At 76.2% G+C, this 15,221-nt stretch carries 12 protein-coding genes; 5 read left to right on the forward strand and 7 right to left on the reverse strand.

What is annotated here, in order from left to right; all coding sequences use genetic code 11:
- Window positions 1-28: 28 nt before the first annotated feature.
- A complete protein-coding gene (locus tag KJP73_RS11305) occupies window positions 29-394 on the reverse strand; it encodes an STAS domain-containing protein (RefSeq protein WP_213282965.1) in 366 nt (121 codons plus the stop codon).
- Between the two features lie 161 nt (window positions 395-555).
- On the opposite strand from KJP73_RS11305, the gene solA reads away from it, so the two are divergent.
- Window positions 556-1,734, forward strand: coding sequence for an N-methyl-L-tryptophan oxidase (gene solA / locus KJP73_RS11310; protein ID WP_213282966.1), 1,179 nt, complete (start codon window positions 556-558; stop codon window positions 1,732-1,734).
- 28 nt (window positions 1,735-1,762) lie between these two features.
- On the opposite strand, the gene KJP73_RS19275 is transcribed toward solA, so the two are convergent.
- The 4 genes from KJP73_RS19275 to KJP73_RS11330 all read right to left on the reverse strand — a co-directional run bounded on the left by KJP73_RS19275 (window position 1,763) and on the right by KJP73_RS11330 (window position 4,876).
- Window positions 1,763-2,494, reverse strand: coding sequence for a class F sortase (locus KJP73_RS19275; protein WP_249669320.1), 732 nt, complete (start codon window positions 2,492-2,494; stop codon window positions 1,763-1,765).
- On the reverse strand, window positions 2,491-3,147 hold the full coding sequence (locus KJP73_RS11320) for a DUF4142 domain-containing protein (protein ID WP_213282967.1): 657 nt from the start codon (window positions 3,145-3,147) through the stop codon (window positions 2,491-2,493). The genes KJP73_RS19275 and KJP73_RS11320 overlap by 4 nt, the downstream gene beginning before the upstream one ends.
- 94 nt (window positions 3,148-3,241) lie before the next feature.
- A complete protein-coding gene (locus KJP73_RS11325; RefSeq protein ID WP_213282968.1) occupies window positions 3,242-3,598 on the reverse strand; it encodes a hypothetical protein in 357 nt (118 codons plus the stop codon).
- A 60-nt stretch (window positions 3,599-3,658) separates the two neighbouring features.
- Window positions 3,659-4,876, reverse strand: coding sequence for a glutamate--cysteine ligase (locus tag KJP73_RS11330; RefSeq protein WP_213282969.1), 1,218 nt, complete (start codon window positions 4,874-4,876; stop codon window positions 3,659-3,661).
- A 218-nt stretch (window positions 4,877-5,094) separates the two neighbouring features.
- Here KJP73_RS11330 and KJP73_RS11335 point away from each other — a divergent pair, with 218 nt between their 5' ends.
- The 4 genes from KJP73_RS11335 to KJP73_RS11350 all read left to right on the forward strand — a co-directional run bounded on the left by KJP73_RS11335 (window position 5,095) and on the right by KJP73_RS11350 (window position 11,448).
- Window positions 5,095-6,000: a DUF1028 domain-containing protein gene (locus KJP73_RS11335; protein ID WP_213282970.1), complete on the forward strand. Its 906-nt coding sequence runs from the start codon at window positions 5,095-5,097 to the stop codon at window positions 5,998-6,000.
- A 38-nt stretch (window positions 6,001-6,038) separates the two neighbouring features.
- The gene (locus tag KJP73_RS11340) at window positions 6,039-7,820 is read left to right on the forward strand and encodes an N-acetylglutaminylglutamine amidotransferase (RefSeq protein WP_213282971.1); all 1,782 of its coding nucleotides are present in this window, start codon (window positions 6,039-6,041) and stop codon (window positions 7,818-7,820) included.
- A 111-nt stretch (window positions 7,821-7,931) separates the two neighbouring features.
- On the forward strand, window positions 7,932-11,141 hold the full coding sequence (locus KJP73_RS11345) for an efflux RND transporter permease subunit (protein WP_213282972.1): 3,210 nt from the start codon (window positions 7,932-7,934) through the stop codon (window positions 11,139-11,141).
- An 82-nt stretch (window positions 11,142-11,223) separates the two neighbouring features.
- Window positions 11,224-11,448, forward strand: coding sequence for a DUF2188 domain-containing protein (locus KJP73_RS11350; RefSeq protein WP_249669321.1), 225 nt, complete (start codon window positions 11,224-11,226; stop codon window positions 11,446-11,448).
- A 35-nt stretch (window positions 11,449-11,483) separates the two neighbouring features.
- On the opposite strand, the gene KJP73_RS11355 is transcribed toward KJP73_RS11350, so the two are convergent.
- Both KJP73_RS11355 and KJP73_RS11360 read right to left on the reverse strand, forming a co-directional pair.
- Entirely contained in the window at window positions 11,484-12,437 is a 954-nt protein-coding gene (locus tag KJP73_RS11355) for a glycosyltransferase family 2 protein (protein ID WP_213282974.1), read from the reverse strand.
- A gap of 129 nt (window positions 12,438-12,566) precedes the next feature.
- A complete protein-coding gene (locus KJP73_RS11360) occupies window positions 12,567-15,107 on the reverse strand; it encodes a SpoIIE family protein phosphatase (RefSeq protein WP_213282975.1) in 2,541 nt (846 codons plus the stop codon).
- Window positions 15,108-15,221 lie beyond the last annotated feature (114 nt).

The raw sequence follows: 15,221 nt of genomic DNA on the forward strand, positions 1-15,221 counted from the left end.
GCCGCCCGGCCCGGACGCCGGAGGGCGCTCAGTCCTCGCCCGTGTCCCGCAGGTCGAGCACGCTGTCGACCCCGGTCAGGCGGAACACGGACAGCGGCGAGCCGTGCGCACCCCGCACGCGCAGCCGGTCGGGGCGCAGCCGCGGCGCGAGGGCGACGACGAGGGCGAGCACCGACGAGTCCATGAACGTCGCCTCGCTCATGTCGACCTCCCGCACGCCGGCGGTCGCCAGGGCGCCGCCGAGGGACTCCTCCGCGACGCCGAGCTGCCCCGCGAGCTCCGCGACCGTCACCACGTCGGCGTCGCCGGCGAGCCGGAGCACGTCCGGCTGCGCGGGGTCGATCCACGCGCGTCCCCGCGGGCGGGGCGTCGGCGGGGTGGTGGCGGGGGGCACCGCGCCAGTATGTGCCGCCGCGCGCGGTTTGCCCCGGCGGCCCGCCGCACGACGCGGCCCGGTTTCCTCCGGCCGGTCCGCGGACGCCCCCGCGGCCGCCGGTCCCGCGCGTGGCAGGGTGGGCGCGTCTCGCCCCACCGACGCTCCGCCCCGGAGGACCCGTGACCCGCACCTACTCGCACATCGTGATCGGCGCCGGCGCCGTCGGGTCCGCCGCGGCGCACTGGCTGGCGCGGCGCGGGGCCGCCCGGGTGCTCGTGCTGGAGCAGTTCGACCTGGTGAACGCGCTCGGGTCGTCCGGCGACCACTCCCGGATCATCCGCCGGTCGTACCACCGCGCCGAGTACGCGCGGCTGACCGACGCCATGTTCGAGGCCTGGGCCCAGGTCGAGCGCGACTCCGGGCTCCGGGTGTACACCCGCACCGGCGGGCTGGACCTCGCGCCGCCGGCGGACGGCGGGTCCGCGCGCCTCGACCCGTTCCGCACGGCGATGGACGCGGCCGGCATCGGGTACGAGGACCTCACGACCGCCGAGCTGCGCGCCCGGTACCCCCAGTGGGTCGTCCCGGACGGCACCGCGGCCCTCTACCAGGAGGACGGCGGCATCATCGACATCCGCCGCTCGGTGTCCGCGCACACGGCGCTCGCGATGGCCGCCGGCGTGGACTTCCTGCCGCACACCCGCGTCACCGGGGTCGACGTCCGGGACGGCTCGGTCGCCGTCCGCACGACCGCCGGGACGTTCGAGGCCGGCGGGCTCGTCGTCGCCGCGGCGTCCTGGCTGGGCGACCTCATGCCGGACCTCGGGCTGACGTACCGGCTCACCCTGTCGCAGGAGCAGGTCGACTACGTCGCCTCCCGCCGGCTCGGGGCGTTCGCGCCGGACCGGTTCCCGATCTGGGTGTGGCACGGCGCTGACGTCATGTACGGCTTCCCCGTGTACGGCGAGGCCGCCGTGAAGGTGGCCCGCGACATGCGCGGCGAGCTCATCACGAGCGACGGCCGCCGCCACGAGCCCGTCGCGGACGAGACCGCGCGCTCCCTGCGGTTCCTCGAGGCGCACCTGCCGGACGCGGCCGGGCCGCCGCTCGTCGCGCGGACGTGCGTGTACGACATGCCGCCGGACCGCGAGTTCGTCCTCGACACGGTGCCCGGCCACCCGCACGTCGCGGTGTTCAACGGCGCCGGCCACGCGGGCAAGTTCGCGAGCCTGGTCGGCTCGGTGCTGGCAGACCTGCTGACGGCCGGGTCCACGCCGCACGACATCGCGGCGTTCGGGCTGGCGCGGTCGGCGGTCGTCGACCCTGAGTACGTCCCGCAGTTCGACCTGCACGCCTGAGCCGCGCGGGCGGGGCCGGACGAGACGGTCAGGCGGGGACCGCGACCACCACGACGTTCTCGGCGTAGCGCCCGGTCGCGGCGTCGAACGCGCCGCCGCAGGTGACGAGCACCAGCCGGGGCGGCCCGTCGACGCGGAACAGGTCGGCCGGCAGCCCCGCGGACTTGTCGTACGACCGCCGCTCGGCCACGGCGTACCGCAGGGTGGACCCGTCGGCGGTGGTCACCTCGACGACCGTGCCCGGCGGGACGCGGAGGACGCGGGACATCGGCCCGGCCCCGGTGCCGGCGGCGTCGACGTGCGCGGCGAGCACGGTGGACCCCTGCGTCGCGCCGGGGACCGCGCCGCTGGACCACCACCCGGCCACCCGGGGGTCGGCCGGCACCTCCAGGGCGCCGGACGCCTCGACCCCGACGGGGACGACGTCGGCGGTGACGTCGGCGTCAGGGACCGCCAGGTGGACCGGGGCGGCCACGGCCGTCGCCGGTGGTGGCGCCGACGGTGGCGCGGGCGGCGACGGCACGCCGGCGGGCGCCGCGGCAGGCGTGGCGGCGGCAGGTGCGGCGGGGCCAGGCGTGGCGGGGGCCGGCGCGGCGGCGACGCTCCCGTCGGGCGGCGGGGCCGCCACCGTGCCGCCCACGTCAGCCACGTCCAGCACCGGCGGCTGCTGCAGCAGCACCACCCCGGCGGTCGCGGCGACCAGCCCCGCGGCGCCGAGCACCGCCGGGACCAGCCGCCGCACGCGCTCCCGTGCGGTCACGCGCGCACGCGCCGCCGCAGCACCACGGCCCCGGCGACGGCGACCAGCAGCACGCCGGCACCCACGAGCGCCGCTCCGGCCGCCTGCGAGGACGAGGCCGCCTGCCCGCCGGTACCCGCCGGGACCGACGTCGGCACGCCGAGCTCCTGCGCCGTGGCGAGCAGCCCGTCGAGGTGGCCCTGCACGACCGGCGCCGACGCGGCGGCGAGGTCCTTGACCGCCTGCTCGGTGCCCTGCGCGAGCTCCTGCTGGCCGGCGGCGAGCGTCGCCCGGTGGCCGGCGATCTGCGACTGCACCCACGCGCGGTCGAACGCCTCGCCGGACTGCGCGGTGACGGCGGCGAGCGCCTGCTGCTGCTCGGGGCTCGGGGTGGTCGGGAGCGTCACGCCCAGCTGCTGCGCGACGGGCGTCAGGGCGGCGTCCAGCCGGGTGTGGTCGTCGATCAGCATCTGGCCGTGCATGCGGACGTCCTCGGTCGTCGCCTGCTGCACGGCGGCCTGGCCGGCGGCGATCTCCGCGAGGTTGCTCTGGTGCGCGGCGACGAGCCACGCCTGGTCCTGCTCGGACGGTGCGGCAGCGGCCGGGCCGGCCGCGAGCGCGAGGGCACCCACGGCGGAGGCGAGCAGCACGGCGGTACGGCGGAGGAAGGTCATGGTGGGCTCCTCGGGCGACGTCGTCGTCGCGGTCCGTGCGCTCGAGCCGCTCACCCATGATGCGAACCGCGGCGGCGGCGCGCATCCGGGGGCGTCACTGCTCCGCGGCGTCCCAGTCGGTCAGCACCACGGCCGCCGCGAGCGCCGCGGAGGTCGCGAGCCACAGCGCGCGGGCCCGCGGGTCCTTCGCGATGCCCGTGACGAGCGGCAGCGCCAGGTACAGCGGGTCGGAGGCGAGGTCGATGACGCGGTGCGTGCGCCACGGGATCACGCGGCGCACCCCGAGCGGGCTGTCCGTCAGGGCGTTGACGACCGTGGCGACGGCGCCGAAGCCGCCGAAGAACGCCTTCGCGCCCCGGCTGAGGCCGAGCAGGTGCGGGGCGGTCAGGAGCGTCGCGCCGATGCCGTAGTCCAGCGCGGAGTGCAGGGTGGGCGAGAGCGGTTTCGTCATGCCTCCAGGCTCGCCCCGCGCCCGGGACGCCGCCACCGGCCGGGTGCGGCACGGCGGCGGTCACTCCGCGGCGCGGCGCACCATCTCGGCGAGGTCCCCCGTGCGGGCGGCCTCGGCGCGCTGCCACGTCGCGCCGGTGCCGCGCGCGAGGACGCGCTCGAGCCGGCGCTCGACGGGCGCCTCGTCGCCGGACCACGCCAGCGCGGTCGCCACGTGCTCGAGCAGCGTCTCGACGGCCACCGCCGCGGGTACCGGGCGGCCGTCGCGGGGGTGCAGGAGCTCGCCCTCCACGCCGGAGCGGCTGGCCCGCCACGCCGCGAGCCGCAGCACGGAGGTGTCGACGTCGGCGGCCGGGATCCCGGCGCGCCACTCGCGCGCGGCGGTGTCGACCAGCGCCCGGGTGAGCGCGGCGACGAGCACCGTGTCGGCCGGGTCGAGGCAGACGTCGGCGACCCGCACCTCGATGGTCGGGTACCGGTGCGAGAGCCGCGCGTCGCCGTAGAACATGCCCTCGTCGAGGAGCACCCCGGTGTCGAGGAACCTCCGCAGCCGCGCGCGGTAGCCGTCGACGGACCCGTACAGGTCGGCCGGCCCGGTGGTGGGCCAGCGGCCCCACGCCTGCGTCCGGTACCCGGCGTACCCGGTGTCCTGCCCGTCGAAGAACGGCGAGTTGACCGCGAGCGCCGACAGCACGGGCAGCCACGGCCGGATGCGGTCGAGCACGGCCACGCCCTCGTCGGGCGACTCCACCGCGACGTGCACGTGGCAGCCGCAGGTCAGCTGCTGCGCGCAGGTGACGCCGAACCGGTCCTGGATCGCGACGTACCGCTCCGTGGGCGTCAGCGACGGGTGCACCGGCAGCGGCGAGGTGGCCAGGGCGGCCACGAGCGCGCCGGCCTGCGCCGCGGCGGAGGCGGCGCGGGCCCGCAGGTCGATCAGGTCCTCCTCGATGTCGGCCATCGCCGTGCGCGGCGGGGTGGCCGTCTCCACCTGCTCCTGCTGCAGCTCGGAGGTGAGCACCGGGATGCCGCCGTCCGACTCCCCCGCCGCGGCGAGCACCGCGCCGGCGACCGGGGCGGCGCGTCCGGTCCGGGGGTCGACGAGCAGGAGCTCCTCCTCCACGCCGACGGTGCGCAGCGCGGGCGGCGGGGCCGTGGCGGCCGACGACGACGCCGCGCCGGCGTCCGGGGTCGTCGGCACGGGCAGCACGCCCGGGACGCCGTCGAGGCACGGGTCGGCCAGTCGGACGGTGGGCGACGTGACGGGCAGCAGGTCCATGGGTGCTCCTCGCGAGCGGGGACCGCGTCGGCGCGGCCTCCTCCAGCGGCGCCGACACTGCACCGTCGGCGGACAGCGTCACACGATCATGGCACGGTCGCGCGCGCAGCAGCAGGGCCCGCACCCGGGGTCGTCGCGCCCTGCGCCGGGGCGTGGCACGCTCGGAGCTGCTGACCTGCGGCGGCACCGCCGCGGGACCCTCGCGACGGGAGATGCGCGTGACCTACTCGCTCGTGGCCCGGGACCGCGACGGCCGCACCGTGGGCGTCGCCTCGGCCTCCCGGTACCTGGCCGTCGGCTCGACCGTGCCCGGCGTGGCCGCCGGTGTGGGCGCGCTCGCGACCCAGGCGAGCACCAACGTGATGTACCGCGAGCGCGGGCTGCGCGCCCTGAGAGCGGGCGAGGCGCCCCGGCGCGTCGTCGAGGCCCTCGTCGGCGACGACCTCGACCGCGACCGCCGCCAGCTGGCCGTGGTGTCCCTCGACGGCCCGCCGGCCGCCTGGACCGGGCCGGACTGCGTCCCCTGGGCGGGGCAGGTCGTACGGGACGACTGCGCCGCGGTGGGCAACCTCCTGGCCGGGCCGCAGGTGCTTCCGGCTGTGCTCGACGCCTTCGAGGGCGCCACGGGCGACCTCGCCCACCGGCTGCTCGCCGCGCTGGCCGCCGGGGACGCCGCCGGCGGGGACCGGCGGGGCCGGCAGAGCGCCGCCCTGGTGGTGGCGTCCGGCCCCGGCACGGTGCACCTGCGCACGCCCGCGCGGGTCGACCTGCGCGTCGACGACCACCCCGACCCCGTCCAGGAGCTGGCGCGGCTGGTCCGCCGGCACGACCTCCTCGTCGCGGAGCCCGACCCGGCGAGCGCGCTGCCGCTGACCGGCGAGACGGCCGCGGAGGTCGCCCAGGTGCTGCGCCTGCTCGACGGGGAGGCGGCGCCGGACCCGGTGCTGGTGCAGGCCGTCCGCGACGCCCGCGGCGTCCCCCGGCCGGTGACCGGGCCCGACCTGGAGCTGCGCCTGGCGGTGTGGGCCGTGCGGCGCAACCTCGGCCACCTCACGCTCCCCGGCGCGGTCGATGCGGCCCTCCTCGCGGAGCTCCGGGACGCCGCCCTGGAGCCCCCCGGCTGAACCTGCGGGGCGGTCGACGTCGTGTCAGGCTCGTCCGCATGTGCGGGATCTGCGGCGAGATCACCTTCGACGGAGCACGCGCCGACCACGCGGCCGTGGACCGGATGCGCGAGGCCCTGGCGCCCCGCGGACCGGACGGCACGGGCGCGTGGGCCGACGGTCGGGTGGCGCTCGGGCACCGGCGGCTGGCGATCGTCGACCGGAGCGACTCGGGCGCGCAGCCGTTCGTCGACGACGCCCTGGGCCTCGCCGCGGTCTACAACGGGATGATCTACAACTACCGCGAGCTGCGCGACGAGCTGACCGGCGCGGGCTACCGGTTCCGGTCGACGTCCGACACCGAGGTCGTGCTCGCGGCGTACCACCGCTGGGGCGAGGAGTTCGCGGAGCACCTGCTCGGCATGTTCGCGGTCGTCGTCGTGGAGCGCGCGTCCGGCCGCGTGGTGCTCGCCCGCGACCGGCTCGGGGTGAAGCCCCTCTACCTGTCGCGCACGCCCGGGCGGCTGCGGTTCGCCTCGACGCTGCCCGCGCTGGTCCGGGCCGGCGGCGTGGACACCGCGCTGGACCCCGTGGGCCTGCACCACTTCCTCAGCTGGCGCGCCGTCGGACCCCCGACGACGATCCTCGCGGGCGTCGAGAAGCTGCCGCCGGCCACCGTCCGCGTCGTGGAGCCCGACGGCCGCAGCCGCGACCGCGTGTACTGGTCGCCCGCCTACGAGCGCCGGCCGGAGCACGCGGCGTGGACGCCCGACGACTGGACCGACGCCGTGCAGGAGGCGCTGTCCCGCGCGGTGCGCCGCCGGATGGTCGCCGACGTCGGCGTCGGCGTGCTGCTGTCCGGCGGGCTCGACTCCTCCCTGGTCGTGGCGCTGCTGTCCGCGCAGGGCCAGACGGGGCTGCAGACCTTCTCCGTCGGCTTCGAGGACGTCGGGGGCACCGCGGGCGACGAGTTCGCGTACTCCGACGTGATCGCCGACCGGTTCGGCACCGACCACCACCGCATCCGGGCGACCGCGCAGGACGTCGTCGACGCGCTGCCCCACACCGTCGCCGCGATGTCCGAGCCCATGGTCAGCCACGACGCGGTCGCGTTCGACCTGCTGTCCCGCGCCGTCGCCTCGCACGTGCGCGTGGTGCAGTCCGGCCAGGGCGCGGACGAGGTGTTCGGCGGCTACCGCTGGCACGCGCCGCTGCTCGACGTCGACCGGGCGGACGCCGCCGAGACGTACGTCGAGCACTACCTGGACCGCGACGCCTCCGACCTCAAGGCCCTGCTCGAGCCCGGCTGGCTGCCCGAGGCCGACCCGTCCCGCGCGGTCGTCGCGGCCCACATGGCCCGCCCGGGCGCCCCGACGGCCCTGGACGCGGCGCTGCGGCTGGACACCGAGGTCATGCTCGTGGACGACCCCCTCATGCGGGTCGACAGCATGTCCATGGCGTGGGGGCTGGAGGCGCGGGAGCCGTTCCTCGACCACGAGCTGGTGGAGCTCGCCGCCGCCTGCCCGCCCGAGCTCAAGGCGGGGGGCGGCGGCAAGGGCGTGCTCCGCGCGGTGGCGCGGCGGCTGGTGCCGGCGGACGTCATCGACCGGCCCAAGGGCTACTTCCCCGTGCCGGCCGTGACGCACCTCGACGGGCCGGTGCTCGACCTGGTCCGGGACGCCCTGACGTCCCGCGTCGCGCGCGACCGCGGCCTGCTGCGCGCGGAGGCGGTCGACCGGCTGCTCGCCGACCCCGACGGGTTCCGCACCCGCACGGGCGTGAACCCGTTGTGGCAGGTCGGCGTGCTGGAGCTGTGGCTGCAGGAGCACGGCGTCGGCTGAGCGCCACCTGGAACTCCGCGGCCGCACGGGCCGTTCAGCAGTCGACCGCGTCACCGGCCACGACGGCCGGGTGCGCGGTCGACCTGTGCCCGCACCACCGTGGAGCTCCGCATGTTCCGTCTGACCCGGCTCTCGCTCGCGAACCGTGCCGTGATCGCCCTCGTGACCGCGGCGATCGCCGTGTTCGGGGTGCTGAGCCTCGGCTCGCTGAAGCAGGAGCTCATCCCGTCGCTCCAGATCCCGACGGTCGCGGTGGTCGCCGCGTCCCCGGGGTCGTCGCCGGACCTGGTGGAGCAGCAGGTGACGCAGCCGGTCGAGGACGCGCTGTCGGGGGTGTCGGGCGTCGAGTCCGTCGAGTCCACCGCGTCGTCCGGGCTGTCGAGCACCACGATCATGCTCGAGTACGGCACGGACACCGACGAGGCCGCGCAGGCGGTCCAGCGGGCGCTCGACCGGGCGGCGTCGACGCTGCCCGCCGACGTGGAGCCGACCGTGATCACCGGGTCGCTGGACGACCTCCCCGTGGTGCAGCTCGCGGTCACCGGCGACGCGTCGGACGGCGCCGCGGTCGACCCCGCGTTCGTCGCCACCCTGAACGACGAGGTGCTCCCGCGCCTGCAGGAGATCGAGGGCGTCCGCGACGTCACGCTCACCGGCACGCAGGACGACCTGGTGACGGTCGACCTGGACCTCGCCGCCGCCACGGCCGCCGGCGTCTCCCCCGCCGAAGTGACCGGGCTGCTGCAGGACTACGGGGTGGCGCTGCCCGCCGGCACCGTCGAGGACGGCGACACGACGCTGTCCGTGCAGGTCGGCGCCCCGCTCACCTCCGTGGACGACCTGCGCGCGCTGCCGCTCGTCACCGCCTCGGGCGGCACGGTCATGCTCGGCGACGTCGCGGAGGTCACGCAGGCGCCGCAGGACCCGACGTCGTTCTCGCGGCTGGACGGCGAGCCGGCCCTCGGCATCGCGATCACCAAGACCCCGGACGGCAACACCGTCGACGTCTCGCACGGCGTCACCGAGGCGCTGGACGACCTGTCCGGCACGCTCGGCGGCGGGCAGGTCGCCGTGGTCTTCGACCAGGCGCCGTTCATCGAGGAGTCCATCGAGGGGCTCGCGACCGAGGGCGGGCTCGGGCTGCTGTTCGCGGTCGTCGTGATCCTGGTGTTCCTGGCGTCCGTCTCGGCGACGCTGGTGTCGGCCGTGTCGATCCCGCTGTCGCTGCTGGTGACGTTCATCGGGCTGCAGGTCAGCGGGTACTCGCTCAACATCCTCACGCTCGGCGCGATGACCGTCGCGATCGGCCGGGTCGTCGACGACTCGATCGTCGTCATCGAGAACATCAAGCGGCACCTGTCGTACGGCGAGCGGAAGTCCCAGGCGGTCCTCACCGCCGTCCGGGAGGTCGCCGGGGCCATCACGGCCTCCACGGTCACGACCGTCGCGGTGTTCCTGCCGATCGGGCTCGTGGGCGGCATGGTCGGCGAGCTGTTCCGGCCGTTCGCGTTCACCGTGGCCATCGCGATGACCGCGTCGCTGGTGGTGGCCCTGACGATCGTCCCCGTGCTCGCGACGTGGTTCATCCGTGCGCCGAGGACGACCGCCGAGGGCGGCGCGTCCCGCGAGCAGGCGGAGGAGGCCGAGCGTGGTGGGCGCATGCAGCGCGGCTACCTGGCCACCCTGCGGACGGCGCTGGCGCACCCGGTCTGGACGATCCTGCTCGCCGTCGGCGTGCTCGGCGGCACCCTGGCGCTCACCCCGCGGCTCGAGACCAACTTCCTCGACTCGACGGGGCAGGACACCGTCACGGTCACCCAGACGTTCCCCGCGGGCACGTCGCTCGACGCCCAGGACGCGGGTGCACGCGAGGTCGAGCAGCAGCTCGCCGACGTCTCCGGCGTGACCACCGTGCAGACGACGGTCGGCTCGGGCGACGGCATGGCCGCGTTCTTCGGCGGCGGGGGCACCCCGACCGCGACCTTCGCCCTCACGCTCGACGCCGACGCCGACGCGGCCGCCGTCCAGGACGCGGTCCGGGACGACGTCGCCGCCACCGGTGACAGCACCCTCGCCGTGTCCGGCGGCGACGCGGCGTACGGCAGCTCCACGGTCGACGTGATCGTGCAGGCGTCCGACAGCGAGACGCTCGCGGCCCTCACCACCGAGGTCGAGCAGGCTGTCCGGGACACCGAGGGCACCACCGACGTCACGAACAACCTGGCCGCGGCCCAGCCCACCGTGCGGGTCGCGGTGGACCGCGAGGCCGTCGCCGCGGCGGGGCTCTCCGAGACGCAGGTCGCCGGGACCCTGGCGCAGCTGCTCAGCCCGCAGCCCGTCGGGCAGCTCGACCTCGGCGACGGCCCGGTCGACGTGGTGGTCCGCACCGGCGCCGCGCCGACCACCGTCGACGAGCTGAGCGCCGTCGTGCTGCCGACCGCCACGGGCCTCGTGCCGCTCACGTCGGTCGCGTCGGTCGACGTCGTCGACGTGCCCACGTCGGTGACCCGCATCGACGGGCAGCGCGCCGCGACCGTCTCGGCCACCCCGGCCGGGCAGGACCTCGGCACGCTCACGGCCGACCTGCAGGCCGCGGTCGACGGCGTGGACGTCCCCTCGGGCGCGTCGGTCACGATCGGCGGCGTGTCGTCCGACCAGCAGGACGCGTTCGCGGACCTCGGGCTCGCGCTGCTCATCGCCATCGCCATCGTCTACGTGGTCATGGTGGCGACGTTCCGGTCGCTGCGGCAGCCGGTCGTCCTGCTGGTGTCCGTGCCGTTCGCGGCGACGGGCGCGCTGCTCGGCCTGCTGGTGACGTCCACCGCCCTCGGCGTCCCCGCGCTGATCGGCGTCCTCATGCTGATCGGCATCGTCGTCACCAACGCGATCGTGCTGATCGACCTGGTGAACCAGTACCGGCGCCAGGGCCGGCCGCTCGACGAGGCCGTCGTGGAAGGCGCCCGCAAGCGGCTCCGGCCGATCGTCATGACCGCGCTGGCGACGATCTTCGCGCTGGCACCGATGGCGTTCGGCCTGACGGGCGGCGGGGTGTTCATCTCGCGGCCGCTGGCCATCGTCGTGATCGGCGGGCTGCTGTCCTCCACGGTGCTGACGCTGGTGCTGGTGCCGGTGCTCTACACGCTGACGGAGCGCCGCGGCGAGCGGAGGCGCCTGGCCCGCGCAGCGGCGGACGGCACGGACGGCACGCCGGCCACCCCGCCCCGCGGCGCCCACGCGGCCGACACCGCGCAGGACGGCCCGCACGACGACCGGGCCGCCTCGGACGGCACCCCGCGCCGGCACGCCGCCGATCCCGTCTGACCCGCGCACGCGCCGGCGTTCGACGTGCCGACCCGCTCCGCCCCCGCGAGACTGCTGACCACTCGAGAGAGAGGAGATGCAGGTGAGCGACGGGAACGGCGTGCACACGGTGCACCGCGACGGCGCGTGGCGCAACGAGGTCGGCGGGCAGCAGGTCGGCGGGACCGACGACCACAAGGACGCGGCGGTGGCGGCCGGGCGTGAGGAGGCGATCTCCCGCGGGGTCGAGCACCACGTGCACAACCTCGACGGGACGATCGCCGAGAAGAACAGCTACGGGCACGACCCCCGGAGCATCCCCGGCTGACGGGTCGCTCGCGGCCCTCGGGCCGCTCGCTCCCCTCAGACCCAGTAGCCCGAGGACGACGAGTACGCCCCCTGGTACGTCCCGTGGCGCAGGTGGATGACGTTGCGCTTCAGGTCGTAGGCGAGCAGCCGCCACTCCGGCACGGTCCACCGGCGCAGCACGGCCGCGGCGGCGCGCGCCCGCTCGGCAGGGGGCACCGCCGCGACGGCCGTCTCCGCGAGCATCCGGTACGCGAGGTACCACTGCGGGAACGCGACCCGCCGCCGGAACGCGGGGTCGTAGCTGCGCACCTGCACGATCGGGTCCGCGCCGACGGCCTTGCTGTTCTGGTTGTCGTGCCGCCGGCAGAAGAAGTGCCGCTCCGGGACGACGACCCACTCGCTGCGCAGGGCCGACCGGATGCCGAGCGCGATGTCCCCGCCGAAGTACCGGGGGTGCCCGCCCATGGCCCGCAGCGGCACGGTGCGCTGGACCCCGCCCCACGCGATCGCCTGGTACACCGACCGGCGCAGCAGCAGGTCCACCCGCTCGGCCGGCGCCAGACCCTCGAACGTGAGGTCCTCGTCGTCCATGTGGCCGACGACCTCGCCGGCCGCGTCGATCAGCGTGACGCGCGGGAAGGCGATGTCGGCCTGCGGGTGGGCGTCGAGGGCGGCCGCGCAGGCGGTGAGGTGGCCGGGGCCGACGACGTCGTCGGCCGCGTTCCACATGAACAGCGGGGCGCGCGCGAGCTGCAGGGTGCGGTTGAAGTTGCGCGGCACGCCGCGGTTGACGTCCGAGCGGTAGTAGCGGAACCGCGGGTCGGCGTCGGCGAACGACTGCGCGATCTTCGGCGTCGCGTCGGTGGACGCGTTGTCGGAGATGATCACCTCGATGTCCTCGAGGTCCTGGTCGCGCAGGGCGGTCAGGGCCTCCACCAGGTAGAGCGCGCCGTTATACACGGGCACGCCGACGGAGACACGGGGCGCGCGGGCGCGCGGCTGCGGCATGACGGTCCTCCTGGTGCGCGGCACTGCACAGGCGCGGCGTCTCGGCCAGGAGCCCGACCGATTTGCGGCAATTGTCGGGATCGTACGACCGATGTGTTTCCGGCGCGCGTCATCCGCGCCGGGCGCGCGTCAGCCCGTCTGCGCGCTCAGGTGCACCGCCAGCAGCGCGATGTCGTCCTCCGGCGCCTCGCCGGCGGTCGCCCGGGCGAGGACGGCGTCGGCCAGGTGCCGGGCGTCGAGCGTCGCGGGCGCCGTCGCACGGGCCTGCGCGGCGGGCACCGCCTCCGCCACCATCCCGGCGAGCCGGTCGATGCTCTCCTGCAGGTGCTCCCCGCGACGCTCGACCAGGCCGTCCGTGTACAGCAGCACCGTCGAGCCGCGCGGCACCACCACCTCGGCGTCCGACCGCGGGCTGCCCGACGTGACGCCCAGCACCAGCTCCGGCGTCCCGCCGCGCAGCTCGCGCACCGTCCCGTCCGGCTCGACCAGCAGCGGCGGCAGGTGACCGGCGTTCGTCCAGCGGAGCGTGGTCACGCCGGCGGCCCGCTGCTCGTCCGACTGCTCCAGGCGCATGACCAGCGCGGTCGCCATGGCGTCGACGCGCAGCGTCTCCAGCGTCGTGTCGAGGCCCGCCAGCACCTCCGCGGGCGTCCCGGAGGTCGTGACGGCGATCCCGCGCAGCAGCGTGCGCACCTGGCTCATCGCGGCGGCCGCGTGCCGGTCGTGGCCCATGACGTCGCCGATGACCAGCAGCGTCGAGCCGTCGGGCTGCAGGAAGGCGTCGTACCAGTCGCCGCCGACCTGCGCGGCCTCGGCGGCCGGGACGTACCGGACCACCACGTCGAGGTCGTCGGGCTCGGCCGGCGCGGACAGCAGCGCCCGTTGCAGGGTCTCGGCCATGCGCCGCTGGCTCTCGTACAGCCGCGCGTTGTCGAGCGCGACGCCCGCCCGGTCGGCGACCTGCATCAGCAGCGCCAGGTCCTCCGGCCCGAGGTCGGCGTGCCCGTCGTCCAGGAACAGGGTGATCGCCCCGACGGTGCGCCCGCGGGCGCGCATCGGCACCGCGTACCCGGTCCGCGGCGCGAGGCCGCGCAGCAGATCGCGGGCCTCGCCCGTCAGCACGGCGGAGATCTTCTCGGTCGCGTCGGGGATGACGACGAGCTCGCCGGTGCGCAGCGCGCGGTGCAGGAACGACGTCGGCGCGAGCGCCCCGAGCCGCAGCTGCGCGTAGCGCGCGACCGTCGGACGCAGCCGCGGCTCGGCGTGCCACCCCGCGATGTCCCGCAGGTGCCGCTGGTCGTCCCACAGCGTCACCACGCTCCACGACCCGAACCCGCGCACGAGGTGCCGGGCCAGCCGCCCGACCGCGTACTCGGTGTCGAGCGTCGCGCTCAGGTCCTCGCTGACGGTGGCGAGCAGCGCCAGGCGCTCGGAAGCCACCTCCGCCGCCTCGCGGGCCGCCTCGCGCTGCTCCTCGGCCCGCCGTCGCGCGGAGATGTCGTGGAAGTACACGGACAGGCCGTCGGCGCCGGGGAAGGCCCGCACCTCGTACCAGCCGTCGAGCGGCGGCGGGTAGTACGCCTCGAACGCGCGCGGCTCCCCGGACTCCGCGGCGCCGCGGTAGTGCTCCTCGAACAGGGAGCCCAACGACAGCGGGAACAGCTCCCAGATGACCCCGCCGAGCATCTCGGCGCGCGTGCTGCCCAGGACGCGCTCGGCCTCCGCATTGACGTAGGTGAACCGCCACGCGTCGTCGAGCAGGAAGAACGCCGTGGTCATCGTCTCGAGCACGCGGGAGATCCGGGCGTCCGCCTCGCGCTCGGCCGTCGTGTCGTAGGCCGCGCCCAGGACGCGCACCGCCGTGCCGTCCGGGCCGGGCAGCGCCATGCCCCGGGCCTTCACCCAGCGGGTCGCCCCGTCGGGGTGCACCACGCGGTACTCGGCGGTGTACTCGGAGCACGCGGCGATCGCGTCCTCGAGGGCCTCGTGGACGCGGCCGCGGTCGTCGGGGTGCACCAGCGCGTCGAACGCCTCGATGCTGCGCGCGAACTCCCCCGGCGCCACCCCGAACAGGGCGTGCAGCTGGTCGTCCCACTCCAGCAGCCCGGTCTGCAGGTCCCAGTCGAAGCTGCCGACGCCGCCGGCGGTGATCGCGAGCTGCCACCGCACGCGGTCGGCCTCGTACTCCACCGACAGCGCGGACAGCTCGAGCTCGGCGACCGCCGACGCGGCGAGGTCGGTCAGGACGAGGACGTCGTCCGTCGACCACGCGCGGACCTGCTCGTCGAACACGCACAGCGCCCCGACGACGTGCCCGTCCTTGCCGACCAGCGGCACGCCCAGGTACGCGCGGACCCGCCCGTCGCTGACGGCGCCGAGGTCGCGCAGCCGGTCGTCGGCGGTGGCGTCCGCCACCACCAGCGGCGAGCCGAGCTCGGCGGTCACGGTGCACACCGAGTCGGACAGGGGGCTCCGGGTGCCGGTGGACCCGGTCACCGACCCGGCGGCCGCGCCGACGGTCTGGACGTCGCTGAGCAGCGACACCTGCGAGGCGGGGGCGGCCAGCAGCCGGGACGCGAGCTGCGCGAGCCGCTCGAGGGCCGGGTTGCCGACCGACGACAGCAGGCGCTGCACCGCCGCAGCACGCTGGTCGTCCGGGGTCAGCGACATCGCGGGGCCCTCCGAGGGGTCGTCCGGCAACGGTCCCCTCCCATTCCGACGCGACCTGTCAGCGAAGCATAGGCGAGCGCGGACCGGGCACCCGGCGCGTTCGGCCGCGCCGGG

Source organism: Cellulomonas hominis (assembly GCF_901521055.1).
Lineage (GTDB): Bacteria > Actinomycetota > Actinomycetes > Actinomycetales > Cellulomonadaceae > Cellulomonas > Cellulomonas endometrii.